This is a genomic window from Pantoea sp. SOD02 (assembly GCF_024707505.1).
Lineage (GTDB): Bacteria > Pseudomonadota > Gammaproteobacteria > Enterobacterales > Enterobacteriaceae > Pantoea > Pantoea symbiotica.
Genome location: NZ_CP102604.1, coordinates 1,764,890 through 1,791,593 on the forward strand (window position 1 = coordinate 1,764,890; position 26,704 = coordinate 1,791,593).

The 26,704-nt window shown below is 55.7% G+C and carries 23 protein-coding genes; 19 read left to right on the forward strand and 4 right to left on the reverse strand.

Annotated features, from left to right (window positions below):
- The first annotated feature begins 107 nt into the window (after positions 1–107).
- From NR302_RS08235 to cheZ, 6 genes are all read left to right on the forward strand, one after another.
- Positions 108–1,769, forward strand: a complete 1,662-nt coding sequence (locus NR302_RS08235) for a methyl-accepting chemotaxis protein (protein ID WP_258144973.1) — start codon at positions 108–110, stop codon at positions 1,767–1,769.
- 168 nt (positions 1,770–1,937) lie between these two features.
- Positions 1,938–3,614, forward strand: a complete 1,677-nt coding sequence (locus tag NR302_RS08240; protein WP_061716731.1) for a methyl-accepting chemotaxis protein — start codon at positions 1,938–1,940, stop codon at positions 3,612–3,614.
- A gap of 103 nt (positions 3,615–3,717) precedes the next feature.
- Complete coding sequence (gene cheR / locus NR302_RS08245) at positions 3,718–4,593, forward strand: protein-glutamate O-methyltransferase CheR (protein WP_008102867.1); 876 nt, start codon at positions 3,718–3,720, stop codon at positions 4,591–4,593.
- Entirely contained in the window at positions 4,590–5,639 is a 1,050-nt protein-coding gene (locus NR302_RS08250; protein ID WP_008102868.1) for a chemotaxis response regulator protein-glutamate methylesterase, read from the forward strand. Before cheR ends, NR302_RS08250 begins: the two co-directional genes overlap by 4 nt.
- A 39-nt stretch (positions 5,640–5,678) precedes the next feature.
- Entirely contained in the window at positions 5,679–6,068 is a 390-nt protein-coding gene (cheY, locus tag NR302_RS08255; RefSeq protein WP_008102871.1) for a chemotaxis response regulator CheY, read from the forward strand.
- Positions 6,069–6,077: 9 nt separating this feature from the next.
- Positions 6,078–6,719 carry a protein phosphatase CheZ gene (cheZ, locus tag NR302_RS08260; protein WP_008102872.1) on the forward strand — a complete coding sequence of 214 codons (642 nt, stop codon included), beginning with the start codon at positions 6,078–6,080 and terminating at the stop codon, positions 6,717–6,719.
- Positions 6,720–6,792: 73 nt separating this feature from the next.
- Here the strand turns inward: cheZ and NR302_RS08265 are convergent, their stop codons facing one another.
- A complete protein-coding gene (locus NR302_RS08265) occupies positions 6,793–7,611 on the reverse strand; it encodes a DeoR/GlpR family DNA-binding transcription regulator (RefSeq protein ID WP_008102874.1) in 819 nt (272 codons plus the stop codon).
- A 376-nt stretch (positions 7,612–7,987) separates the two neighbouring features.
- On the opposite strand from NR302_RS08265, the gene NR302_RS08270 reads away from it, so the two are divergent.
- The 7 genes from NR302_RS08270 to NR302_RS08300 all read left to right on the forward strand — a co-directional run bounded on the left by NR302_RS08270 (position 7,988) and on the right by NR302_RS08300 (position 15,776).
- The gene (locus tag NR302_RS08270) at positions 7,988–8,785 is read left to right on the forward strand and encodes a GolD/DthD family dehydrogenase (protein ID WP_154194788.1); all 798 of its coding nucleotides are present in this window, start codon (positions 7,988–7,990) and stop codon (positions 8,783–8,785) included.
- A gap of 63 nt (positions 8,786–8,848) precedes the next feature.
- Positions 8,849–9,784, forward strand: a complete 936-nt coding sequence (locus NR302_RS08275) for a D-ribose ABC transporter substrate-binding protein (RefSeq protein WP_008102877.1) — start codon at positions 8,849–8,851, stop codon at positions 9,782–9,784.
- 42 nt (positions 9,785–9,826) lie between these two features.
- Entirely contained in the window at positions 9,827–10,438 is a 612-nt protein-coding gene (locus tag NR302_RS08280; RefSeq protein WP_258144974.1) for a DUF2291 family protein, read from the forward strand.
- A 9-nt stretch (positions 10,439–10,447) separates the two neighbouring features.
- The gene (locus tag NR302_RS08285) at positions 10,448–11,968 is read left to right on the forward strand and encodes a sugar ABC transporter ATP-binding protein (protein WP_258144975.1); all 1,521 of its coding nucleotides are present in this window, start codon (positions 10,448–10,450) and stop codon (positions 11,966–11,968) included.
- Positions 11,969–11,988: 20 nt separating this feature from the next.
- Positions 11,989–13,056: an ABC transporter permease gene (locus NR302_RS08290; RefSeq protein WP_008102883.1), complete on the forward strand. Its 1,068-nt coding sequence runs from the start codon at positions 11,989–11,991 to the stop codon at positions 13,054–13,056.
- A gap of 11 nt (positions 13,057–13,067) precedes the next feature.
- Positions 13,068–13,865, forward strand: coding sequence for a glucose 1-dehydrogenase (locus tag NR302_RS08295; protein WP_258144976.1), 798 nt, complete (start codon positions 13,068–13,070; stop codon positions 13,863–13,865).
- 474 nt (positions 13,866–14,339) lie between these two features.
- The gene (locus NR302_RS08300) at positions 14,340–15,776 is read left to right on the forward strand and encodes a YchO/YchP family invasin (protein ID WP_258144977.1); all 1,437 of its coding nucleotides are present in this window, start codon (positions 14,340–14,342) and stop codon (positions 15,774–15,776) included.
- A 90-nt stretch (positions 15,777–15,866) separates the two neighbouring features.
- Here NR302_RS08300 and NR302_RS08305 read toward each other — a convergent pair whose 3' ends face one another.
- Positions 15,867–16,940, reverse strand: a complete 1,074-nt coding sequence (locus NR302_RS08305; protein ID WP_308713866.1) for a porin — start codon at positions 16,938–16,940, stop codon at positions 15,867–15,869.
- An 876-nt stretch (positions 16,941–17,816) separates the two neighbouring features.
- Here NR302_RS08305 and NR302_RS08310 point away from each other — a divergent pair.
- From NR302_RS08310 to spy, 6 genes are all read left to right on the forward strand, one after another.
- Positions 17,817–19,037: an aspartate aminotransferase family protein gene (locus NR302_RS08310; protein WP_154183270.1), complete on the forward strand. Its 1,221-nt coding sequence runs from the start codon at positions 17,817–17,819 to the stop codon at positions 19,035–19,037.
- Positions 19,034–20,065: an arginine N-succinyltransferase gene (gene astA, locus NR302_RS08315; RefSeq protein ID WP_154152525.1), complete on the forward strand. Its 1,032-nt coding sequence runs from the start codon at positions 19,034–19,036 to the stop codon at positions 20,063–20,065. Before NR302_RS08310 ends, astA begins: the two co-directional genes overlap by 4 nt.
- Positions 20,062–21,528, forward strand: coding sequence for a succinylglutamate-semialdehyde dehydrogenase (gene astD / locus NR302_RS08320; RefSeq protein ID WP_258144978.1), 1,467 nt, complete (start codon positions 20,062–20,064; stop codon positions 21,526–21,528). The genes astA and astD overlap by 4 nt, the downstream gene beginning before the upstream one ends.
- Positions 21,528–22,856 carry an N-succinylarginine dihydrolase gene (astB, locus tag NR302_RS08325; protein WP_258144979.1) on the forward strand — a complete coding sequence of 443 codons (1,329 nt, stop codon included), beginning with the start codon at positions 21,528–21,530 and terminating at the stop codon, positions 22,854–22,856. The genes astD and astB overlap by 1 nt, the downstream gene beginning before the upstream one ends.
- Positions 22,857–22,901: 45 nt before the next feature.
- Positions 22,902–23,897 (forward strand): succinylglutamate desuccinylase, encoded by a 996-nt coding sequence (astE, locus tag NR302_RS08330; protein WP_154152517.1) that lies wholly within the window; start codon positions 22,902–22,904, stop codon positions 23,895–23,897.
- 322 nt (positions 23,898–24,219) lie between these two features.
- Positions 24,220–24,717: an ATP-independent periplasmic protein-refolding chaperone Spy gene (spy, locus tag NR302_RS08335; protein WP_061716717.1), complete on the forward strand. Its 498-nt coding sequence runs from the start codon at positions 24,220–24,222 to the stop codon at positions 24,715–24,717.
- A gap of 79 nt (positions 24,718–24,796) precedes the next feature.
- On the opposite strand, the gene cho is transcribed toward spy, so the two are convergent.
- Together cho and nadE are read right to left on the reverse strand one after the other, a co-directional pair.
- Positions 24,797–25,657, reverse strand: a complete 861-nt coding sequence (gene cho, locus NR302_RS08340; protein WP_258144980.1) for an excinuclease Cho — start codon at positions 25,655–25,657, stop codon at positions 24,797–24,799.
- Positions 25,658–25,800: 143 nt separating this feature from the next.
- The gene (gene nadE / locus NR302_RS08345; protein WP_008102906.1) at positions 25,801–26,628 is read right to left on the reverse strand and encodes an ammonia-dependent NAD(+) synthetase; all 828 of its coding nucleotides are present in this window, start codon (positions 26,626–26,628) and stop codon (positions 25,801–25,803) included.
- Between the last annotated feature and the right edge of the window lie 76 nt (positions 26,629–26,704).

Consider the following 26,704-nt stretch of genomic DNA (forward strand, 5'->3'; position numbering starts at 1 on the left):
CATGCTCAAACGCAGAGTTTTAATTCGTAAAGTAGCTTAAGCACCCTGAAATATTCAGATTACCGGTCGATAACTGGGGGAGCCGAAACGCATCCCCTGGAGAACCCATGTTAAAACGAATCAATGTAGTGACCAGCCTCATCGCCGTATTGCTGGTTTTTGGCGCTTTACAATTACTGTCGGGTGGCCTGTTCTGGTCCGCCTTACAAAAAGATAAAGAGGCGTTTGCGGTAGCGCAGATCTCCTCCAACAACGTCGGCGCGATGTCCGATGCCTGGATTGAACTGAACCAAACCCGCACGGTACTCAACCGCGCCATGTTGCGTATGCAGGGCACCATGGCCGCGCAGGCGAATGGCGGCCAGCTGGCAGCGTTAATTGCGCAAACTGAAAAGCAGCTCAACGTGGCTGCCGGTCACTATCAACGCTACTACGACTTACCGGCCACGCCGGGCTTGCCGGAAGCGCTGCGCGATAAGCTGGAAGCGAACTACGCCGCCTTTAACGACGGATTGAAAGCCATGCTGGATCGCCTGAAAGCCAACGATCTGCAAGGCATGTTTGCGCAGAACATCGAAGCGAAACAGGTGGCGATGAAAGCCACTTACGAAGAGTGGCGGACTGAGCAAAGCAAACTGGCGGCAGAAGGCGTGGCGCAAAACCAGCGCGCCTTCCAGACCATGATGTGGTTGCTGGCGTCCGTGGCGCTGGTGGTGGTGGCGGTGATTGTTGGTTGCTGGTTTGGTCTGCGTAGCGTGCTGATTCAGCCGCTGCATCAGCTGCTGGCGCATATTCGTCATATCGCTGCTGGCGATCTCACGCAACATATCGTGGTGGAAGGGCGCAATGAAATGAGCCAGTTAGCCGGCAGTCTGCACGAGATGCAGCAGTCACTGGTTAGCACCGTCGGCAATGTGCGTGACGGTTCCGATGCGATTTTCACCGGCGCCAGCGAAATCGCCGCCGGGAATAACGATCTCTCTGCGCGTACCGAAGAGCAGGCCGCCTCACTGGAGCAGACTGCAGCCAGCATGGAGCAGCTCACCGCGACGGTGAAACAGAACGCCGAAAATGCGCGTCAGGCATCGCAGCTGGCGCTCAGCGCGTCCGATACCGCACGCAAGGGCGGCGAGGTGGTCGATGGCGTGGTGCGTACCATGCAGGATATCGCCGGCAGCTCGAAGAAGATCGCCGATATTATCAGCGTGATTGATGGCATCGCTTTCCAGACCAACATCCTGGCGCTGAACGCGGCGGTTGAAGCGGCGCGTGCCGGTGAACAGGGCCGTGGTTTTGCCGTGGTGGCAGGTGAAGTGCGTAACCTGGCGCAGCGCAGTGCGCAGGCGGCGAAAGAGATCAAAGGCTTGATCGAAGACTCAGTCAACCGCGTCAACAACGGTTCGCAGCTGGTTGGCACCGCCGGAGAGACCATGAATGATATCGTCGGCGCCGTCACGCGCGTCACCGATATTATGGGCGAAATCGCCTCGGCATCGGATGAGCAGAGCCGTGGTATCGATCAGGTAGGACAAGCGGTGACCGAGATGGACCGCGTCACCCAGCAGAACGCCTCGCTGGTGGAAGAGTCCGCTGCTGCTGCTGCGTCACTGGAAGAGCAGGCGAGCCGCCTGAGCCAGTCGGTATCGGTGTTCCGCATTCCACGCGCCGCGCAGGCGCAACCGAAGGCGAGCATGGTACGTCAGATCGCCAGCGCACCGCGCAAAGCGGCTGCCGCGCCGGTGAGTGACGGCAACTGGGAGACGTTTTAACCGTTAGTAACAGGTCGCCATAAATGGCGACCCTACAAAATCCCCCGTAAGGTCGCCATTTATGGCGACCTTTTTCATCCCCAAGCTGGTCCAACCCCTGCGAACACACATAAAGATCCCTCTTTGAGCGCCGATAACAGAGGCGATCCGCCAACCAATGAGGTGTTTATGTTTAGTCGTATTCGTGTTGTATCCGGCCTGCTGTGCGTGCTGGCGCTGTTTGCCTTACTGCAGCTGTTCTCCGGTGGGGTGTTCTACTCCACGGTCAAAGCCGATAAAGATAATTTTGCCTATAACCAGCGTCTTAGCACGCTGCAGCGGGCGATGGGCACCTCATGGGTATCGCTGGTTCAGGCGCGTAACACGCTGAACCGTGCGGGGATCCGTTACCTGCTGGACAGTCAGCAGGCTGGCTCAGGCGCAACCGTGAAAGATCTGGTGGCGCTGGCGAGTGAGGAGTTGAAGAACGCCGATCAGGGTTTTGCCGAATTTAACGCCAACCTGTCTGAAAAGGGCAAAAAGGCCGAGAACGTGCTGACGCTGCAGGCCAACTACAACGCCTATCGGGGTGCATTGGGTGAGTTGATCGATTTCCTCGGTAGCGGAAATTTCAAAGGATTTGTTGATCAGCCGACGCAGGGATTCCAGGACAAATTTGCCAAAGATTACAACGCGTGGCTGAGCTACAACATTGTGCTCGCCAATCAGGGCATTGAAGCCAATGACGCGGCGTATACCAAGTCCATCATGCTGGTGGTCGGCACGCTGCTGGTGACCTTGCTGGTGATTGCGCTAGTGTGGAGCGGCATGCGTACGGTGCTGATCCGTCCGCTGAAGCAGAGCATCGAGCACATTCGTCACATCGCACGCGGCGATTTGACGCAGCAGGTCGACATCACGGTGCGCAACGAGATGGGCGAGCTGCTCACTTCGGTGCAAGAGATGCAGCAAGAGCTGGCGCGGACGGTGCGTACCGTGCGTGACGGTTCCGATGCCATCTACACCGGTGCCAGCGAAATCGCCATGGGCAACAACGATCTCTCCTCGCGTACCGAGCAGCAAGCGGCTTCGCTGGAAGAGACCGCTGCCAGCATGGAGCAGTTGACCGCCACCGTGAAGCAGAACGCCGAAAACGCCCGTCAGGCGTCGCAGCTGGCGCTCACCGCCTCGGAAACCGCGCAGCAGGGCGGCAAAGTGGTGGATGGCGTGGTTACCACCATGAAAGAGATTACCGGCAGCTCGAAGAAAATCGCTGACATCATCAGCGTGATCGATGGCATTGCCTTCCAGACCAATATCCTCGCACTGAACGCCGCGGTAGAAGCTGCGCGCGCCGGTGAGCAGGGACGTGGATTTGCTGTGGTAGCGGGCGAGGTGCGCAGTCTGGCACAGCGCAGCGCACAAGCGGCGAAAGAGATTAAAGGATTGATCGAAGATTCGGTCAGCCGCGTCAACACCGGTTCTGTGCTGGTGGAGAGCGCCGGGGAAACCATGACCAACATCGTGAATGCGGTTACGCGCGTCACCGACATCATGGGCGAAATCGCCTCGGCGTCGGACGAGCAGAGCCGTGGTATCGATCAGGTCGGTCTGGCGGTGAACGAGATGGATCGCGTGACGCAGCAGAACGCCGCGCTGGTCGAAGAGTCTGCAACTGCGGCAGCGGCGCTGGAAGATCAGGCCAGCCGACTGAAACAGTCAGTTGCGGTGTTCAATATCGGTAAAGAATTTGTCGTTCAGGCCGTTAACGTATCTACAGCGGCAAAAAATTTGCGTTCTGGCACGCCAAAAGCACTGGCACCGGCAGGCGCACGTAGCACGGACGATAACTGGGAAACCTTTTAATCCTTGTGGCCGCCGCAAGGCGGCCCATAAGAATGGCGCGACTGGCAGCACAGTAGCAACCGCAGTATCACAATTTAAACAGTTTGTTGCCGGGTGACCTGAAATGAAGAAATCGACGTTATTGGATCAAAGTGAAGCGACCACGCTGCTCTCGCAAATGGTGCAGCGCTTACCGCTCTCAGATACGCATTTTCGTCGCATTAGCCAGCTGATCTATCAGCGCGCAGGTATTGTGCTGGCCGACCACAAACGCGAGATGGTTTACAACCGTTTGGTACGTCGTCTGCGCATGCTGAATATTGATGACTTTGGCCGCTATCTGGCGCTGCTGGAGCAGGACCAAAACAGTGCGGAGTGGCAGGCGTTTATTAACGCGCTGACCACCAACCTGACCTCTTTCTTCCGCGAGGCGCATCACTTCCCGATCCTCGCGGATCATGCGCGTAAGCGCACGGGTAATTACAGCGTCTGGAGCACCGCCGCCTCAACCGGCGAAGAGCCGTACTCCATCGCCATGACGCTGGCGGAAACGCTTGGCACCGGTCCGGGTAAATTCCAGGTCCATGCCAGCGATATCGATACGCAGGTGTTAGAGAAAGCCGTGGCGGGCGTGTATCGCCAGGAAGAGCTACGTACGCTCTCGCAGTCACAGCTGCAGCGCTTTTTCCTGCGCGGCACCGGTCCGCACGAAGGCATGGTGCGCGTGCGTTCCGACCTCGCCAACATGGTGAACTATACGCAACTGAATTTACTGGCTAACGACTGGGCGTTGCCGGGTCCGTTCGACGCAATTTTCTGTCGCAACGTGATGATCTATTTCGATAAAGAGACGCAGGAACAGATTCTGCGCCGTTTCGTGCCCCTGCTGAAACCCGGCGGTCTGCTGTTTGCCGGGCATTCCGAGAACTTTAGTCAGATCAGCAAAGAGTTCTGGCTGCGTGGACAGACAGTCTATGGACTGAGCAAGGAAAGACGATGAGCAAAATCACCGTGATGTGCGTGGATGACTCTGCGCTAATGCGACAGTTGATGACCGAGATCATCAACAGCCATCCCGATATGGAGATGGTCGCGAGTGCGCCAGATCCGCTGGTGGCGCGGGATTTAATCAAACAGTACAACCCGCAGGTGTTGACGCTGGATGTCGAGATGCCGCGTATGGATGGCCTCGATTTCCTCGAGAAGCTGATGCGCCTGCGCCCGATGCCGGTGGTGATGGTCTCCTCGCTGACCGGTAAAGGTTCAGAAGTAACGCTGCGCGCGCTCGAGTTGGGTGCGGTGGATTTCGTCACCAAGCCGCAGCTCGGTATTCGCGAAGGCATGCTGGCATACAGCCAGATGATTGCCGATAAGATCCGCGCCGCCGCACGCGCCAAGCTACATGTGCGTGCCTCCACGCCGATGCCGGTGACGCTGAAAGCGGGTCCGCTGCTGAGTAGTGAAAAGCTGATCGCCATCGGCTCTTCTACCGGTGGCACCGAGGCGATCCGCCATGTGCTGCAGCCGCTGCCGGCGACCAGCCCGGCGCTGCTGATTACTCAGCATATGCCGCCTGGCTTTACCCGCTCGTTTGCCGAGCGCCTTAACAAGCTGTGCCAGATCACCGTGAAAGAGGCGGAAGACGGCGAGCGTATTCTGCCGGGCCACGCCTATATTGCGCCAGGCGCGATGCACATGGAGCTGGGCCGTAGCGGTGCCAACTATGTGGTGAAACTGAATGACGGTCCGCCAGTGAACCGACACAAGCCATCGGTAGATGTGCTGTTCCGTTCGGTGGCGGTGCACGCAGGACGAAATGCGGTGGGTGTAATTCTGACCGGGATGGGTAACGACGGCGCGGCCGGGATGCTGGAAATGCATCGCGCGGGCGCCTGGACCATCGCGCAGGATGAAGCCAGCTGCGTGGTATTTGGTATGCCGCGCGAAGCGATTGCGATGGGCGGCACCAGTGAAGTGGTCGATTTAGGCCACATCAGTCAGCACATGCTGGCGAAAATTAGCGCCGGACAGGCATTGCGAATTTAACGAGCCCGTCCTGCTGGACGAGACAACACGGGAGTAGATATGGCTGATAAAAATATGCGCTTTTTGGTGGTGGATGACTTCAATACGATGCGTCGTATCGTCCGTAACCTGCTGAAAGAGCTTGGATTCAACAACGTCGAAGAAGCAGAAGATGGCGTCGATGCCCTAACCAAACTGCGTGCCGGTGGCTTTGATTTCGTGGTTTCCGACTGGAACATGCCGAACATGGACGGTCTGGAGCTGCTGCAAACCATTCGTGCTGACGCCACGCTGAATAAACTGCCGGTGCTGATGGTGACCGCAGAAGCGAAGAAAGAGAACATCATCGCGGCCGCGCAGGCGGGCGCCAGCGGCTACGTGGTGAAACCGTTCACGGCGGCCACGCTGGAAGAGAAGTTAGGCAAAATATTCGAAAAACTGGGTATGTAAGGAGATGTGATGAGCGACCTTCCGAAATCAACCGAAGAAGCCTCGGCACACGACATTATTACCCGCATCGGCTCACTGACGCGCATGTTGCGTGACAGTCTGCGTGAGCTGGGGTTAGACCAGGCGATTGCTGAAGCGGCGGAAGCCATTCCTGACGCGCGCGATCGTCTGGATTATGTTGTGCAAATGACGGCGCAAGCGGCAGAACGTGCGTTGAACTGCGTTGATGCAGCGCAGCCACACCAGGACCAAATGGAAGCCGGCGCCAACCAGCTGAAAGGCCGGTGGGATGCGTGGTTTGAAAATCCGATTGAACTGACTGATGCGCGCGAGTTGGTTTCGGATACGCGCCAGTTCCTGACTGACGTTCCGGGACACACGTCGTACACCAATAAGCAGTTGCTCGAAATCATGATGGCGCAGGATTTCCAGGACCTGACCGGTCAGGTGATCAAGCGCATGATGGATGTGATCCAGGAGATCGAGCGTCAGCTGTTGATGGTGCTGCTGGAGAATATGCCAGAAGCCAACGCCGCGGCGCGTAAAGAGGGCAACAGCCTGCTGAACGGTCCGCAGATCCACGCCAATGCACCTGGCGTGGTGGCGAACCAGGATCAGGTTGATGACCTGCTGGATAGCTTAGGGTTTTAACGGTTAGCGAGCGGTCGGCATCAATGCCGACCCTACAAAACCGCGTAGGGTGGGCATTTATGCCCACCTGGTTTTACACCGCGCGCTTCTGCGCCAATGCCAATTGCGCCACCAACACTTCCACGCCTAACGCCTCAAACGCCGCAACCTGCGCCGGAGAAATACCGCTATCGGTAATCAGATAGTGAATATGGCTCCAGTCACACGGTAGCGCGAACATCGACACCTTATCGATCTTGCTGGAATCCGCCACCACATACACGGTGTTGGCTGACTTGATCATCGCCATTTTCACCTTGATATCGGTCTCGCTGGGAAAGCTCAACCCCAGACGCGGCGAGATACAGGCCGTGGCAAGAAATAGCTTTTCAGCCAGCACGTTTTCGAAAAACGAAGCCGCTTTCTCGCCCGAAGTCGAAAGCGTCGGGAACTTGAACGTCCCACCGGTCAGCAAAATATTAATGCCCGGCTCGCCGCCCAGCTTCAGCGCAATATTCACCGCCGTGGTAATCACCGATAACCGACGAATATGGCTAATCGCCTCGGCAATCGCCGTGGTGGTGGTACCGGAATCGAAAATCACCGTATCGCCATTTTCTACATGCTGCGCGGCAAGACGGCCAATCGCCTGTTTTTCTTCAAGATGCGTCTGACGCTCCAGCAACATTGCGCCGGTATTCTGCTTGCCGGTCATCAAGGTGGCACCGCCGTGATAACGCTGCACGTGGCCCTCTTGCTGCAACATGCGCAGGTCGGTGCGAATGGTGGCTTCGGTCAGGCCGAAGGTGTCGGTCAGCGCTTTAACCGTGACTGTGCCGTCTTCGCGGATCATCTCCAGAATCTTCTCACGGCGCTGCTGCATATCAGCCAGCTGCTCAGTTTTGCTTTTCAATCGAAATGCTCCCTCTTTCCAATCACGGTCTGGTTTCGCCAATAAGGAAACCCGAGCTGATTTTACTCTGCGTTTTGGGCATTTGCGAGGCAGCTTCCAGAACTAATCATTTTCGAATGAAAATCATCATTTGCTATGCGATTGATTTCGCAGAAAGCCACTAGCAGCTCTCTCCATGTCATAAATTCAGCAATTTAAGCAAATCTAATAAAATCATGGGGATAATTTTTCTTGCTGCGATTTGTATGAAATTTGATCTCCTCCACAAACCATTATTAAACGATAGCTTATATTTTTGTTCGAAAATGATATTTGCCAAAACGATAACCCGGCCAGCCGTAACCAGAGCCGCCGTACACCATTATGGAGAGAGACGATGAGTGGGGAATATGACGTTAACCTGCGCTACGGCGTGAACATTGAGCAGGATTTAACCGGCAAAGTGGCGGTGGTCACCGGCGGGCTGGGCGGGATTGCGATGGCCAGTAATGCCATGCTGCTGGAGAAGGGCGCACGGCTGGCGCTGCTCTATCCGCCCTTCGAAAGCGACAAAGTGGCTGGCGTGCAGGATCAGTTTGCTGCCGATCGTGTGCTGCTGGTGTGCTGCGACGTGACCGACCCAGCTTCGGTTGAAGCGGCATTTGATAACGTCGAACAGCATTACGGTCAGATTGATATCCTGGTGAACTGCGCGGGCTACGTGATGTTGCAACCGGTGTTAGAAACCGATTTTGCCGAGTGGCAGAAGCAGATCGACGTCAATCTTACCGGACCTTTCCTCTGCTCGCAGGCGGCCGGTAAACGCATGGTGCGCGCCGGTAACGGCGGCAAAATCATCAATATCGCCTCGCAGGCCGCTTCTATCGCGATCGATAACCACGTTGCCTACACCTCAGCCAAAGCCGGTCTGCTCGGCATGACCAAAGTGATGGCTAAAGAGTTCGCTCCCTATCGCATCAACGTTAATACCTTATCGCCCACCGTGGTGCTGACGCCGATGGGTGAAAAAGCCTGGCGCGGCGAGAAGGGCGAGCAGATGAAAAAGCTGATCCCACTCGGACGCTTTGCCTATACCGACGAAATCGCCGCCGCAGTGCTGTTCTTCGCCAGCAACGGCAGCGACATGATCACCGGCGCAGATTTAATGATCGACGGTGGCTTTACCATCTGGTAAGCCGCGCCAACACCAGAACGGCTGACCCTGCGTGACCCAATATAACAATGAGAGAACCTCACCATGAAAAAACGTACCCTGCTGTTAACTGCCATTGCCAGTTGCATGATCTCCCAAGCCAGTTTCGCTGCCGATAAAGGCACCATCATGATTCTGGTAAACTCGCTGGATAACCCGTATTACGCCTCCGAAGCCAAAGGTGCCAACCTCAAAGCGCAGCAGCTGGGCTATAAAACCAGCGTGCTGTCGCATGGCGAAGATGTGAAAAAACAAAGTGAACTGATTGATGCCGCCATCGGCAAAAAGGTGCAGGGCATCGTGCTGGATAACGCCGACTCCACTGCCAGCGTGGCCGCCATTAAAAAAGCCAAAGATGCCGGCATTCCGGTGGTGCTGATCAACCGTGAAATCCCGGTAGACGACGTAGCGCTGGCGCAAATCACCCACAACAACTTCCAGGCCGGATCTGACGTGGCCAACGTGTTTGTTGAGAAAATGGGGGAGAAGGGCAGTTACGCGGAACTCACCTGCAACCTTGCCGACAACAACTGCGTCACACGCTCTAAATCCTTCCATCAGGTGCTCGACCAATATTCAGACATGAAAAGCGTCGCGCGTCAGGATGCCAAAGGCACGCTGATTGACGGCAAACGCATTATGGACAGCATTCTGCAGGCGCATCCGGATGTGAAAGGGGTGATCTGCGGTAACGGTCCGGTAGCGCTGGGCGCGATTGCGGCATTGAAAGCGGCGGGCCGTAACGACGTCATCGTGGTCGGCATTGACGGCAGCAATGATGAACGTGACGCGGTGGAAAAAGGCGACCTGAAAGCCACAGTGATGCTGCAGGCGCAAGCCATCGCCGCACAGGGCGTGACCGACCTCGACAACTTTATTCAGAAAGGCACCAAGCCTGAGAAGCAACGCGTGATGTTCCGCGGCATTCTCATCACGCCAGACAACGCCAAAGGCGTGCAGGACTTTAACTTCAAGTCGTAATCAATGCGGTGCGCCCGTCTATCGGGCGCCCAGGAGAATGTGATGCACAGACGACTCTGGTTACTGCTTCCTGTCGTGATCCTTAGCGGTTGCCGCATTGTGTCGCAGCAGGAGCTGGCCGACCTGAAAAATCCTCCCAATCCCAAAATGGGCAATATTGCCCAAACGTGGCAACAGAAGCTGGTGCCGCAGATTCAGCATGATGCGAAGCCGGTGGCTGAGTTGTTGAATGCGCTTAAGTCCGCCAAAGATTTTGATAGCGCCTGTAAAACCTACGGCTATCGCAGTCAGGAAGAGAACCCGTGTGTGTTCAGTGTCAACGTGAGCGGCGAAGTCACCGCCGTCAACACCACGTCGCGTAATGGCCGGATGACGGTCAAGGATGTGTCCGGTGACAACATCACGGTGCAGGTTGGCCCGATTTTTCCCGGCACGGTGTTGCGTGATGCCTATAAAGGTGCCAGCTATCAGGACTTTAACGATCAGGTGCTGTTCGGCGACTACAGCCGCGCAATCAATCAGCAAGCGGCGAACATGATGAGTGCTTTCAAGCCCAAAGTGGGTGACAAAGTGCAGCTTGCAGGCGTGTTTAGCAGCTTCGATATGCCGGAGCAGGTGCCGAATGTGACACCTGCGGCGATTACACGTCAGTAAGGAGCGGATATGCAACAGCCTCAACATGACGTGATTATTGAAACCCGCAACGTGTCGCGTATCTATCCCGGCGTCACCGCGCTGGATCAGGTTAATTACCGCGTCTATCGCAACAAGGTTAACGTGCTGATTGGCGAAAACGGCGCCGGCAAATCCACCATGATGAAAATGCTGGCGGGCGTGGAGATTCCGTCATCGGGCGAGATTCTGCTGGACGGCGCAGCGGTGTCGCTGAGCTCCACACATCAGGCGGAAAAACAGGGCATCAGCATTATCTTTCAGGAGCTGAACCTGTTTCCCAACATGAATGTGATGGACAACATCTTCATGGCCAATGAGTTTTTCCAGCGCGGTGTGATCAACGAAAAGTACCAATATTCACTGGCCAAAGCGCTGCTGGAACGGCTGGAACTGGATGTCGATCCCTACGCGCCACTGGCTGAACTCGGTATCGGCCATCAGCAGCTGGTGGAGATCGCCCGCGCGCTGTCAAAAGATACGCGCGTGCTGATCATGGATGAACCGACCAGCGCGCTCAGCCAGTCAGAAGTGAAGGTGCTGTTCAACGTCATTGACCAGCTAAAACGGCGCGGCGTCACCATCATCTATATCTCACATCGACTGGAAGAGCTGATGGAGATTGGTGATCACATCACCATCTTCCGCGACGGACGCTTTATCAGTGAACGCGAAGTCCGCGACGCCTCGATTCCGTGGATCATCGAGCAGATGGTGGGTGACAAGAAGAAACACTTCGATTACCAACCAGCGACCCAGGGCGAAACGGTACTCAGCGTGAACGGGCTCACCGCGCTACATCAAAATGGCGGCTACAAACTCAATGATGTCTCTTTCTCGCTGCGCAAAGGCGAAGTGATTGGCATCTACGGCTTGCTGGGCGCCGGGCGCACCGAGTTGTTCAAAGGGCTGATTGGCATGATGCACTGTCAGTCGGGCAGCGTCAGTCTGAACGGCGAAGCGCTGGAGAAGCGCAGCTTCCAGCAGCGACTGAAAAAAGGTATCGCGCTGGTGCCGGAAGATCGTCAAACCGAAGGCGTGGTGCAGCTGATGTCGATCACCGCCAATATGACGCTCAGCGATCTCAGTCTGCGCGGCTTCCGCCGCTGCTGGCGCATGCTCAATCCGCACAAAGAAAAGAGCCGCGTTGATGAAATGATTGGCCATCTCGCCATCAAAGTCAGCGATGCCGAATTGCCGATCACCTCGTTAAGCGGTGGCAATCAGCAAAAAGTGGTGCTGGGCAAAGCCCTGATGACCGGGCCGCAGGTGGTGCTGCTGGATGAGCCGACGCGCGGCATCGATGTGGGCGCCAAAACCGACGTCTATCACCTGATTGGCAGTCTGGCGCAGCAGGGATTGGCAGTGATGTTCTCCTCGTCCGAGCTGGATGAAGTGATGGCGCTGGCTGACCGCATTCTGGTGATGGCGGATGGTCGTATCACCGCCGATTTACCGCGCGCGGCGGCCACGCGCGAAGCCCTGATTAGCGCCTCAACGCCGCATGATTGAGCCCGCTGGAGAGTAAAACGATGAATCAAAAATACCTGATCTACATGTACCTGCTTAAGGCGCGCACCTTTATTGCCTTATTAATCGTGGTGAGTTTCTTCAGCTTTATGGTGCCTAACTTTCTCACCACCTCCAACCTGCTGATCATGACGCAGCATGTGGCGATCACCGGCTTGCTGGCGATCGGCATGACGCTGGTGATTTTGACCGGCGGCATCGATCTGTCCGTGGGCGCGGTGGCGGGCATATGCGGCATGGTAGCGGGTGCGCTGCTTACTAACGGCGTACCGCTATGGGGCGGCAACGTGCTGTTCTTCAACGTGCCAGAAGTGATTTTGGTGGTGGCGCTGTTTGGCGTGGCGCTGGGGCTGATTAATGGCACGGTGGTCACGCGACTCGGCGTAGCGCCCTTTATCTGTACGCTCGGCATGATGTACGTGGCACGCGGCGCGGCACTGCTGTTCAACGATGGCAGCACCTATGCCAACCTTGTCGGCACACCAGCGCTCGGCAACACCGGTTTCGCCTTGCTCGGTTCCGGTTCGGTATTGGGCGTGTATATCCCGATATGGATGATGCTCGGCTTCCTGCTGCTGGGTTTGTATCTGACACGCAAAACGCCGCTCGGTCGATACATCTACGCCACCGGCGGCAACGAATCGGCGGCGCGCCTGGCGGGTGTGCCGATTATCAAGGTCAAAGTGTTTGTCTACGCCTTTTCCGGTTTGTGCGCCGCGCTGGTCGGTTTGATTGTGGCGTCACAGCTGCAAACCGCGCACCCGATGACCGGCAACATGTTTGAGATGGACGCCATCGGTGCCACGGTGCTGGGTGGCACGGCGCTGGCGGGCGGACGCGGGCGGGTCTCGGGCTCGATTATCGGCGCTTTTGTCATCGTGTTCCTCGCCGATGGCATGGTGATGATGGGCGTCAGCGATTTCTGGCAGATGGTGATCAAAGGTCTGGTGATTGTTACTGCGGTGGTGATCGACCAGTTCCAGCAAAAATTACAAAGTAAGGTGGTGCTGCTGCGCAGACATGAAAAAAAGCAGCAATCGGCCGCCCTGCCTGAAGCGACACATGGATAACAGGAGGCAATATGACACGCGATTTTAGTGGAAAAACGGTGGTGATTACCGGCGCATGCCGAGGTATTGGCGCTGGCATTGCGGCGCGTTTTGCCCGCGACGGCGCGCGGTTGGTGATGGTGTCAAATTCGGAGCGCGTCTTCAGCACTGCGCAGACAATCGAGCAGCAGTTTGGTAGTGAGATTCTGGCGCTGCAGGTCGATGTTACCGATGAAAATGAGGTAAAGCAGCTCTATCAGCAGGCGGCTGAGCGTTTCGGCAGCATTGATGTGTCGATTCAAAATGCGGGCGTCATCACCATCGATCGCTTCGACTCGATGCCGAAAAGCGATTTCGAGAAGATCCTTGCGGTGAACACCACGGGCGTGTGGTTGTGCTGCCGCGAAGCGGCGAAATATATGGTCAAGCAGGGCAGCGGAAGCCTGATTAACACTTCGTCCGGTCAGGGACGGCAGGGTTTCATTTATACCCCGCACTATGCGGCCAGCAAGATGGGCGTGATCGGGATTACCCAGAGCCTGGCGTTGGAGCTGGCGCCATGGCATATCACGGTGAACGCCTTCTGTCCGGGCATCATCGAGAGTGAAATGTGGGACTACAACGATCGCGTGTGGGGCGAGATCCTCAGCAGCGATAAAAAGCAGTATGGCAAAGGCGAGCTTATGGCGGAGTGGGTGGAAAATATCCCGCTTAAGCGCGCGGGGCAGCCGGAAGATGTCGCCGGTTTGGTGGCTTTCCTCGCTTCTGACGATGCACGCTATATCACCGGGCAGACCATCAATGTGGATGGCGGTTTAATCTTCTCCTGATAGTTCACCGTAGGGTGCCCATAAATGGGCACCCTACGAAACAATCGCTGCATCCGTAGGGTCGCCATTTATGGCGACCTGGTATTCCAGGTGCCCATAAATGGGCACCCTACGAAACAATCGCTGCATTCGCCGGGGCGCCATTTATGGTGACGTGATTTCCAGGTGCCCATAAATAGGCACCCTACAAAACAATTGCTGCATCCGTAGGGGCGCCATTTATGGCAACCTGGCTTTCAGGTGCCCATAAATGGGCACCCTACGAAACAATCGCTGCATCCGTAGGGGCGCCATTTATGGCGACCTGGTTTCCAGATGCGCACGAATGCGCACTCTACAAATCCGAAAATACCCGCCATTGTCTTAATCGAAACCAGACATTTCCGGCACTTGCATCAGAATATGCTAGGGTAGACTTATGCACTTTTGTGAGCCACCTCAAATTCTGAACTGGGTCGAACCCTATTTTTAGCTATGTTATCTACTTTGTTATCACTCAAAAGCGTGCGATATCTCTCTGGTTTTTCATTACTTGCTGCATCCGCGCCTGCGCTGGCGTTGATTTCTGACACTAAACTCGCCGATGCGCCGTTTAGCGATCCCACACGTTTTCAGAAAATGGCCGATCAGTTACCTGCGTTGGGATATCAGGACGAAACCGAAGCGTTCAACAAAAAGCTGGCGACCATTGCCAAAAGCATTGGCGAAGCCAGCCAGAACAGCACAGACGACAATTCGTTAAGCCAGCAGGCCGGTCTTTGGGCCTTTAATCATTTCCGCGATGAAGTAGGAAATCGTCTGGTCAATGAAGGTCAATCATTGCTGTCGCCGTATGGCAACGCGCAGATCGACTTCAACGTGGACATCGATGGCAACTTTAACGGCAGCGGTGCTTCGCTGCTGACGCCGTGGGCAGATAACTATCGCTATTTGACCTTCAGCCAGGTGGGTTTCCATCAAACCGATGATGGGCTGGTGGGCAATGTGGGTCTCGGCCAGCGTTGGATGGCGGGTAAATGGCAGCTGGGCTACAACGGCTTTGTGGACCGCATGTTCAGCAGCGGCCTGCAGCGCGCCTCGCTGGGTACCGAAGCGTGGGGCGATTATCTGCGCTTCTCCGCCAACTATTACACGCCGCTCTCAGGCTGGCAGGATCGCAATCCTTTCCAGCAGCAGCGTATGGCGCGCGGCTACGATTTCACCACCCAGGGCTATTTGCCGCAGTATCGCCAGCTCGGTGCATCAGTGAGCTGGCAGCAATATCTTGGCGATAACGTCGATCTGTTTAGCTCCGGCAATCGCTACCACAATCCGTCGGCGTTGACCTTTGGCGTCACTTACACGCCCGTGCCGCTGGTGACCTTATCCGCCAGCCACAAAACCAGCGACAGCGGTGAGAGCCAGGATCAGCTCGGTTTGCGCCTCAACTATCGCTTTGGCGTGGCGCTCAGCCAGCAGCTTAGTCCGGATAACGTGGCGGCGGCGCACTCACTGCGCGGAAGTCGCTATGATAACGTGACGCGTAGCTATACGCCGGTGCTGGAATATCGCCAGCGTAAAACGCTGTCGGTGTTTCTCGCCACGCCACCGTGGCAGCTGAATGGCGGAGAAAGTTTGCCGCTGAAATTGCAGATCCGCAGCACCAATCCGATCGCTAAAGTGATGTGGCAGGGCGATACGCAGGCACTGAGCCTGACGCCGGGTGCTAATCCCAACGATCCTCAAGGCTGGAGCGTAATCTTGCCCGCGTGGGATAGCTCGCCTGGCGCGCATAACAGTTATCGCTTGTCGGTGGTATTAGAAGACAGCAAACAGAATCGCGTCACTTCGAACGAAATCGTCCTGCAATTGCAGCCGCCGTTCTCATTGGATCAGGGTGATGACAATCGCTTTGATTTGATGGCGCCGTAATCGCATCACGCCAATAAAAAAGGGCAGCTTTCGCTGCCCTTTGCGCATATTCAGCCGACACTAGCCGAATAGCAATGAGGGTAAAGCAACTTAGAACTGGTAAACCAGACCTACTGCGGTGACATCGTCAGTTGGGATGTTCAGCGCATTGTTATCTTTCAACAGGTTAATCTTGTATTCAGCATACACAGACATGTTTTTGTTGAAGTAGTAAGTCCCGCCAACACCAACGTATTTGAAGATGTCAGCGTCGCCAATACCTTCAACGTCTTTAGCTTTAGAGGATACGTAGCCGATTGAAGGACGCAGACCGTTCAGGAACTGGTACTGTGCAACCGCTTCAAAGTTAACCGCTTTGTTAGCAAAACCACCCGTGATTGGCGTCGCGTTCAGCGTTTCGCCGTAGATGGTTGCCAGGTAAATTTGGTTTGCGTCGTATTTCACACCCGCAGTCCAGTGCTGCGCTTTTTCACCGTCACCACGCGCTGCCAGGTTCTGCGCATTGGTGCGATCCAGGCTGGCGTAAGCACCCAGCAAGCTCAGACCGAAATCGAAGTCGTATGAAGTAGAGAGCGCGAAGCCATCACCGTTTGAACGGCGCACTGTAAGCGTTTGATCGCTACGATCGTTTTTACCTTCGTACTGAGCTGCAACGTTCCAGCCTTTCACCAGACCAAAGAAATCTTTGTTGCGCCAGGTTAGCACGCCACCAGAGCGGCCAGACAGGAACGCATCGGTATAACCGGAATCACCGCCGAAGAATGGCAGCATATCGGTAACGCCCAGCACATCATAAATCAGGCCGTAGTTACGACCGTAATCGATCGAGCCAAACTGACCGAACTTCAGACCGGCAAAGCCCAGACGGGTTTTATTGCCGACGTTGGCATCGCTGCCTTCAGAGTTGGTCAGGCTGTACTGATACTGCCACTGGCCGTAACCGGTCAGTTGATCGTTGATCTTGGTTTCGCCTTTAAAACCCAGACGGGTATAAGACGAGGTGTCGCCATTTGCTGCATCGTTATCTGAGAACAGATGCGAGACGTTAATTTTGCCAGTCAGGTCTAGCTTGTTGCCATCTTTGTTATAGATTTCGGCGGCCTGAGCCGAAGAAAGTCCCAGCAGTAAAGGCATCACTGCTGCCAGTAAGGAGCGCTTCATCATTTAATTTTTACCCTGTGATATTTTTTAATTTTGTCCCCTTATTCGGGGTGAAAAGAAAATGACACAAAAGGTTCAAGATCGACAGTGCAATATATGTAACTAAATATTTCTCGTTAACTTTTTGTGTGATTTTTAATCTTAAATTCCATTATATGGAATTTTGTATTGGTTAAACTTATCCCTAAAACAACAAGGGATATGAATGTTTAAATAGTTATATTAATGATTTTATTCGATAATTTAAAAATTAAAGATGCGTAAATAAAGTAACTAGCTTGTTCGTGAAATAGCACAAGCCTATGCATAATTGTTCAATAGCAAATATCTGAATCCAGCTAATCGTTAGCATGGTAATTATCGGGTTCATGGCTTTGTGTCTGTTTATTTCTGTTCTGATAATAACCTTGGTCACAAAATGTTATTTTGGTTTCGTTTAATAACGAACTGGCGAAATAATATTCAATTTGACCATGTAAATGTTAAAGACCGATTAATCTACTCCATGCTAAATCTGCACCGCGCTAACACTTTCCTGCACCAATCAGGCACATTTCGCCCCAAAAAAGTGCGTTTATCGCATTAATTTGGCGAAATATTTCCTGCCCGATCACAAAAGCAATATTTCATTTTGCGGATGCATAAATCCGCTAAATAAATTGCTGCTATTCAGCCTGCATCAGACTGATATTCACTTTTTATGCAATTAATGTGAATAGCCGCACTGGTTAAGTTATTGATATTTCGTAGTGGCAAGGCGTTTATGCATTTTTGCGGCTGGCTGGCACGCTATCTGCAAGATACAGTAGAGCTGCCACTTAACATTTTTAACAATTTCAAAACAAAGGCTTCACCGGGTGTGAAGCAGGAGAAAGGGCTATGTCACAGCAGGTTTCGCGTCAAAATTTTGATCAATGGATGATGCCAGTTTATGCACCCGCGGCTTTTGTACCGGTTCGTGCTGAAGGTTCTACGCTGTGGGATCAGCAAGGTAAAGAGTATATCGATTTCGCCGGTGGCATTGCGGTTAACGCCCTGGGTCATGCGCATCCCGCGTTGCAGCAGGCGCTAACCGAACAGGCGAGCAAACTGTGGCATACCGGTAACGGCTACACCAATGAACCGATCCTGCGTCTCGCCAAACAATTGATTGATGCCACCTTTGCCGACCGCGTTTTCTTCTGTAACTCCGGCGCTGAAGCGAATGAAGCAGCACTGAAGCTGGCGCGTAAAACCGCGCATGACCGTTTCGGTGCTGAGAAAAATGGCATCGTTGCCTTTAATAATGCTTTCCACGGTCGCACGCTGTTTACCGTGACAGCGGGCGGACAACCGGCTTATTCCCGTGATTTTGCGCCGCTGCCGCCAGCAGTTGAGCATGCTAATTTCAACGATCTGGCCTCGGCGGCCGCGCTGATCAATGACCAAACCTGCGCGGTGATCGTCGAGCCGATTCAGGGTGAAGGCGGCGTGCTGCCAGCCGATCCGTCTTTCCTGCGCGGATTGCGCGAACTCTGCGATAAGCATCATGCGGTGTTGATTTTTGATGAAGTACAGAGCGGCGTGGGGCGTACCGGTTCACTGTACGCCTACATGCATTATGGGGTGACGCCGGATGTGTTAACCACCGCCAAAGCGCTGGGTGGCGGCTTCCCGATTGGCGCCATGCTGACGCGTGAAGATTTAGCGCAGGTAATGGGCGTGGGCACGCACGGCACCACGTACGGCGGCAACCCGCTAGCGGGCGCAGTCGCGGGCAAAGTGATGGAGCTGATCAACCAGCCAGCGTTTATGGCCGGCGTGACCGAGCGCCATCAATGGTTTGTTACTGCGCTGCAGGAACTGAACCAGCGTCTGCCGGTGTTTAAAGAAGTACGCGGATTGGGGCTGCTGATTGGCGCGGTGCTGAACGACGATTTCGCCGGTAAAGCCAAACAGTTCAACCTCACTGCGGCCGAAGAGGGCGTGATGGTGCTGATTGCCGGTGCCAACGTGGTACGTTTCGCGCCAGCGCTGAACATCAGCGAGCGTGAAGTAAAAGAAGGTTTGGCACGCTTCGAACGTGCCTGTGAACGCGTGCTCAAAGGAGCCACATCATGATGGTGATTCGCCCCGTCGAACGTGACGATCTCTCGCAGTTGTTGTCGCTGGCGGGCAAAACCGGAGGCGGCTTAACCTCGCTGCCTGCGGATAGCGATACGCTCAAAGCCCGTATTGAGCGTTCGCTGCTCACCTGGCAAGGTGCGCTGCCGCCTGCCGAGCAAGGCTATGTGTTTGTGCTGGCCGACAGCGAAGACAATCGCGCCGTCGGCATTTGCGCCATCGAAGCGGCGGTAGGTTTGCAGGATCCCTGGTACAACTTTCGCGTCGGCACGCAGGTGCACGCTTCGAAAGAGCTGAATGTCTATGCCAGCCTGCCGACGCTGTCGCTGAGCAACGATCATACCGGCAGCAGCGAGCTGTGCACGCTGTTCCTGGATCCTGATTACCGCGATGGCAAAAACGGCCATCTGCTGTCGAAATCGCGTTTTCTGTTTATGGCCAACTTCCGCGACCGCTTTATGAAGCACGTGGTGGCGGAGATGCGTGGCGTCAGTGATGACAATGGTCACTCGCCCTTCTGGGACAGTGTCGGCAGTCGCTTTTTCTCGATGGAGTTCAGCAAAGCCGATTTCCTCAGCGGCACCGGGCAGAAAGCCTTTATCGCCGAGCTGATGCCCAAACATCCGCTCTACATTCATTACCTGTCTGAAGCGGCGCAAAAAGTGATTGGCGAAGTCCATCCGAAAACCGCACCGGCGCGTGCGGTGCTGGAGGCGGAAGGCTTCCGCTATCTCAACTATGTCGACATCTTCGACGGCGGCCCGACGCTGGAGTGCGAAATCGATCGCATCCGTGCCATTCGCAAGAGTCGCCAGTTAACCGCTGAAAGCGGTGCCGCCGATGAAAGCTGGCCGCTGTGTCTGGTGGCGAACGCCGATTACCAGCATTTCCGCGTGGCGCTGCTGCCGGTGGATATGGCATCTGGCACGGTAAAACTGACTGAAAGCCAGCGCGCGGCGCTGCACTGCAACATTGGCGATCAACTGCGTGTGGTCACGCTGTGTCGCGAGGAGAAAAAAGCATGACGCATTTTATTCAAGGTCAATGGCTAACCGGCGGCGCTGATGCCCTGAGCAAACACAATCCGGTAACCGGCGAAACGCTGTGGCAGGGCAAAGCGGCATCGGCAGCACAAGTGGCTACGGCCTGTGAAGCGGCGCGCGCGGCGTTCCCGCAGTGGGCGAGAAAACCGTTTGCGGAACGTCAGGCGCTGGTGGAAGGTTTTGCCCGTCTGCTTGAAAGCCATAAAACCGCGCTGGCGGAAACTATCGCCCAGGAAACCGGCAAGCCGCGCTGGGAAACGCTGACCGAAGTGCAGGCGATGATCAATAAAATCGCCATTTCGATTAAGGCCTATCACAGCCGCACCGGCGAACAGGCCGACGGCGAGAGCTCGTTGCGTCATCGTCCGCACGGCGTGCTGGCGGTGTTTGGTCCATATAATTTTCCTGGCCATCTGCCGAACGGCCATATCGTGCCGGCTCTGCTGGCGGGGAACTGCGTGGTGTTTAAGCCGAGCGAGCTGACGCCGCTGACGGCAGAAAAAACCGTGCAGCTGTGGGAGCAAGCCGGTTTACCGGCGGGCGTGATGGCGCTGCTGCAGGGCGGTCGTGAAACCGGCCAGGCGCTGGCGAATGCGGCGCAAATTGATGGACTGCTGTTTACCGGCAGCGCCGCCACCGGCTATCACCTGCATCGTCAGTTCGCCGGGCAGCCAGAAAAAATGCTGGCGCTGGAGATGGGCGGCAACAATGCGCTGATTGTCGAAGATCCTTCCGATCTCGATGGTGCGGTACATATCGCTATTCAGTCGGCCTTTATTACCGCCGGACAGCGCTGCACCTGTGCGCGTCGTCTGCTGGTGAAGCGCGGCGCGGCGGGCGATGCCTTCCTGCAGCGTTTGGTTGAAGTCAGCGCGCGCTTGCAGCCTGGCGCATGGAATGCCGAGCCACAGCCGTTTATGGGCAGCGTGATTTCACCCGTCGCCGCCGGACATATTTTTGCTGCCTGGCAGCAGCAGGTGGAAAAGGGCGGGAAAGTGTTGCTCGGCATGCACTGGCCGGATCGCGACAGCGCCATCATTACGCCGGGCATCATTGATGTGACCGAAGTGAAAGAGTTAGCGGATGAAGAGGTGTTTGGTCCGCTGCTGCAGGTGATTCGCTACGACAGCTTCGAGCAGGCGATTGCCATCGCCAATAACACTCGCTATGGCTTGTCATGCGGCCTGATTTCGCCGCAGCGTGCGCAGTTTGATCAGCTGTTGCTGGAGGCGCGCGCCGGTATTGTTAACTGGAACAAACCGCTGACCGGCGCGGCCAGCACCGCACCTTTTGGTGGCATTGGCGCCTCGGGGAATCATCGTGCCAGTGCGTGGTACGCCGCTGATTACTGCGCGTGGCCAATGGCGTCGCTGGAGAGCCCAAGCCTGGCGCTGCCGGGCAGTTTATCGCCGGGCCTCGATTTCTCGGCGCAGGGAGCGAAATAATGAAAGCGTTTGAAGCTAACTTTGATGGGCTGGTCGGTCTGACACATCACTACGCGGGATTGTCGTTTGGTAATGAAGCCTCGACGCGCAATCAGCTGCAACCTTCGAACCCGCGTCTGGCGGCGAAGCAGGGCTTGCTGAAGATGAAAGCGCTGGCGGATATGGGTTACGTGCAGGGCGTGATCCCACCGCACGAGCGTCCTAATCTGCCGCTGCTGCGCCAGCTCGGTTTTAACGGCAGCGATGAGCAGGTGCTGGCGCAGGCGGCGAAGCAGGCGCCGCAGCTGCTGTCGGCGGCCAGCTCCGCCTCAGCAATGTGGGTGGCCAATGCCGCCACGGTGTCGCCGTCGGCGGATAGCGCCGATGGTCGCGTGCATTTCACCGTTGCCAATCTGAATAACAAATTCCATCGCGCCATTGAGGCGCCGGAAACTGCCGATCTGCTGCGCGCCATTTTCCGTAACCCTCAGCACTTCAGCGTGCACGATGCGCTGCCGCAGGTAGCGCAATTCGGTGATGAAGGCGCGGCCAATCACAATCGCTTCGGCAGTGATTACGGCGATGCGGGCGTGCAGCTGTTTATTTATGGCCGCGATGGTCAGCAGCAGGGCGCAACACCGGCACGTTATCCGGCGCGCCAAACCCGTGAAGCCAGCGAAGCGGTGGCGCGTTTACATCAGCTCGATGCGCAACGCACGCTGTTTGCCCAGCAAAATCCGGCGGTGATCGATCAGGGCGTGTTTCATAACGATGTGATTGCGGTGAGCAATCAGCAGGTGCTGTTCTGCCATCAGGATGCCTTTGTTAATCAGCCGCAGTTGCTGAACGACCTCGCCGCGCGCGTCAACGGTTTCCAGCCGATTGAAGTGCCGCGCGATAAAGTCTCGGTGACCGATGCGGTCAATACCTATCTGTTTAACAGCCAGCTATTGCAGCGTGCCGACGGCGGTATGCTGCTGGTGCTGCCCGAAGAGTCGCGCCAGCATGCGGGCGTGTGGCGTTATCTCACCGAGCTGGTGGAGAGTGGCGGGCCGATTCGTGAACTGAAAGTTTTCGATCTACGTGAAAGCATGTTCAACGGCGGCGGCCCGGCCTGTTTGCGTCTGCGCGTGGTGTTAACCGAAACCGAGCGTCAGGCGCTGAATCCGGCGGTGCTAATGAACGATCGCCTGTTTGCCACGCTCAACGATTGGGTGGATCGCCACTACCGCGATCGCCTAACCCAGGCCGATTTAGCCGACCCGCAACTGCTGCGTGAAGGGCGCACCGCGCTGGATGAGCTGACGAAGCTGCTAGACTTAGGCAGTGTCTACGCGTTTCAGCGTTAACGCCGGGGTGAGAGGTTCGCCCCACGTCGTTAAAAAGGAGTGAACATGCAGGATTTTTTACAGCAGACCTTGTCTGGTGAGCCGCCACAGCAAAGAGAGGGCAGCAACGATCATCTGAGTTGGCAATGGCATAACGAGGGACTTCTGTCCCTTACGCCGCACACGCCCACGCAGCAGGCGCTGGTGCTCTCTGCGGGCATTCACGGCAACGAAACCGCGCCGGTTGAGATTCTCAATCTGTTGCTGACGCCATTATTGAAAGGCGAGAAACCGCTGGCGGTGCGTTTGCTGGTGATTTTAGGTAATCCCGCCGCGTTGCGCAGCGGCAAGCGCTACCAGCAATACGATATCAACCGCCTGTTTGGTGGCCGCTGGCAGCAGGTGGCTGATGTACCGGAAGCGCAGCGTGTGCTGCAGCTCGAGCAGGAGCTGGAGAGTTTCTGGCGTGCCTGTCTCGATCACGAAGTGCGCTGGCACCTCGATCTGCATACGGCGATTCGCGGCTCGTATCATGCGCGTTTTGGCGTGATGCCGCTGAATCCCAATCCGTGGCCCGAACAGTTTATGCACTGGCTGGCGGCGGCAGAGATGGAAGCGCTGGTGTTCCATCGTTCACCGGGCGGCACTTTCACCCATTACAGCTGCGAGCACCATAATGCGGCGAGCTGTACGCTGGAGCTTGGCAAGGCTTTGCCGTTTGGTGAGAACGATTTGAGTCAGTTTAGCGGCGTGCAACGGGCGCTGGCGGCGTTGCTGTATGGCGAGACCTTGCCGGAGGTGCGCGAGCAGCCGCGTCATTATCGCGTGGCGCAGCAGCTGACCCGCCACGGTGATAAGTTTGTGTTGCACATGGGGCCAGAGACGCTGAACTTCACCGCTTTCCCGCAGGGCACGCTGCTGGCGGAAGAGGGCGATCGGCGTTACTACGTGCAGCAGGCACGCGAGTATGTACTGTTCCCGAATCCGAATGTCGCGCCGGGATTGCGCGCCGGGCTGATGCTGGTGGAGGAGAATGAACAGACGCAGGCGCTGGCGTTGTGATCTTTATGTAGTGGGTCGCCATGAATGGCGACCCTACAATGGACGAGGTGCGTAACGGGATTAATCGCCGACATTTCCCTTCCTGAAAACCGACAATACCGTTACACTCCTCCTTAATTCCTGCGTTTTTCCCTTGATTGTCATAAACTTTTGCAATTCCTCACGCATTTCTTCTCTTTCTCTCCATGATTGCCTGATCTCTGTCTTTTATGCTTTCAGGGCTTTACTCAGCCTCTGAGTAGTTGACGTTCAGCGTCGTATGCTTGTTTCCGAAGACGCGACACAGGCTGTCGTCATTAAACTGATAAGTAAGGACAATATTATGCGTAAATTAACTTCTGTGTTCCTGGCTACCGCAATGGCTCTTGGTGCTGCAAATATCGTCCATGCAGCGGCAGACAACCTGACTCCGCCGCCAGCAGGCAGCGAAAAACCGATGCACAAGCCGCCGATGCGCCATCACGGTATGGAGATGATGTTTAAAGGTCTGAACCTGACCGACGCGCAGAAAGCGCAGATCAAAACTATTCTGCGTGATGGTCACAAAGATATGAAACGCCCGTCGCTGGAAGAGCGTCGTGCTGACCATGCCATCATCGCTTCCGATACCTTCGACCGTGCGAAAGCCGAAGCGCAGGCTGAGAAGATGACAGCGAACGCCAAAGACCGCGCGCTGCAGATGATGGAAACCCAGAACAAGATCTACAACGTGCTGACACCAGAGCAGAAGAAACAGTACAACGCCAACTTTGAGAAGCGCTTAACCGAGAAAGGCCCGCACGATGGCAAAATGACGCCACCGCCGGCTGATGCTGAATAAGTTCTTTCGCTAACTGAATAGAGACCGCCGGGGTTGTCCATCGCATCTGATGCTTTGGGCAACCTCGGCGGTTTTGTTTTTACAGCTCGATCAGCGGGAACACGCCAGAAAGCAGCGGACGACAGAGGATTTTATAGCCGTCATGATCGAAGCCGTGCGAGGCGCGCTGCAGCTGGCGTGCTTCGGCTTCACTGTTTACCGATCCCAGCCAGAACCAGTGATCGATCACATGAATTTGTGTAATGTCCGTGCCCGTTTCCACCATGCCAACCGGGCCTTGCCACGGCCAGCACTGAATGCGCATCTGCTCTAACGCCGCATGCAAGCGCTGCTGATGCTCAGCAACCGATTCGTTACCGCAGCAGGCACCGGCGCAGCGTTTCAGGGCGGCGCGAAAACAGCCGCGTCCCGGACGTAACGATTCCAGGCCCAGCAAGCCGTGACACAAACGCTGCTCATCGGCGATGGCTTTTAGCTTCTCCAGCGCCGCAAAGCGACTGCGAAACAGTCCATAAAGATTGGGCGAGCGCGAGAAGTCGAGATCCTTTGCGTACACCACCTGCGGGGCACCGTCGCCCAGCTGCAGCGAACAGAGCTGGCGATTCTTACGCAGGCGCTTATTAAATAGCGGCTGTTGCGTTTTGATCATCTGCGCTTCCAGCAGCTGTGCGCCGACATCGCCAGCCGTGGGAATCCAGGTGACGCGTCGCGCCTGACGCAGCATTTTGGCTTCATCCGGCGTGCGGAAATGCGCCATCACCCGACTGCGCAGGTTAACGCTTTTGCCGATATACAGCGGCAGCTTTTCGCTTTCACCGTGAAAGGTATAGACGCCCGGCTGGTTGGGTAGACCTTCCAGCCACTGACGTAAATGTTCGGGGTATTGATAGATTGCTGCCGCATCGAAATCGAGGCGGTGGCTGGCTGCACGTCTGACCAAAGCACACTCCAATTACTGGTTGTCTATCCAGTGTATCAAACTGCGCTTTTTCTCGCCACTTTAGGTTCTGATTTGAATTAGGTCGCCATGAATGGCGACCCTACGGTGATTTGGCGGGGCGCATTTATGCGCACTTGCGTAACTTACGGTTTCCAGAAATCGTCGAACACGGTGATCGGCGGGCGACGTTTGTGTTCGGTTTTCAGATACCAGCCTTCGATGGTTTTCGCTGCAGCGGCATCGATGGTTTTGCCTTCCAGATAAGCATCGATTTGCTGATAAGTTACGCCAAGCGCCACTTCATCCTGCAAGCCGGGACGATCATCTTCCAAATCGGCGGTCGGATGTTTGAGATAGAGGTGCTCCGGGCAGCCCAGCGTTTTCAGCAGTTGTTTGCCCTGGCCTTTGTGCAGACGGAAGATCGGGTTGATGTCACTGCCGCCGTCACCGTACTTGGTGAAGAAACCGGTGATCGCTTCTGCCGCATGGTCAGTACCGACCACCACGCCTTTGGTCATGCCGGCGATGCTGTACTGCGCTTTCATGCGCTCACGCGCTTTTTCATTGCCACGTACAAAATCCGACACCGTGATACCTGCGTCTTTCAACGCACGTTCGCTGGCCAGAATCGCTTCTTTGATGTTCACCACCAGCGTGCGGTCCGGCTGGATAAACGCCAGCGCGTCCTGACAATCCTGCTCATCGGCCTGCACGCCATACGGCAAACGCACGGCGATAAAGGTGTAATCGTTATCGCCGCTCTCTTCACGCAGTTCGCGAATCGCGGTTTGCGACAAAATGCCGGTTAGCGTCGAATCCTGGCCGCCGCTGATGCCGAGCACCAGCGTTTTCAAAAAGGGATGGGCTTTCAGGTAAGACTTCAGAAAATCAACGCTGACGCGGATCTCCTGCTGCGGGTCGATAACCGGTTTTACACCAAGGGCTTCAATGATTTCCTGTTGCAGTGACATGAACCTCTCCTCAAGTCAGTAGCCTGACGGCACAATGCGAATCATCTGCTAAAGCTAACGCCTCTCCCCACAAACA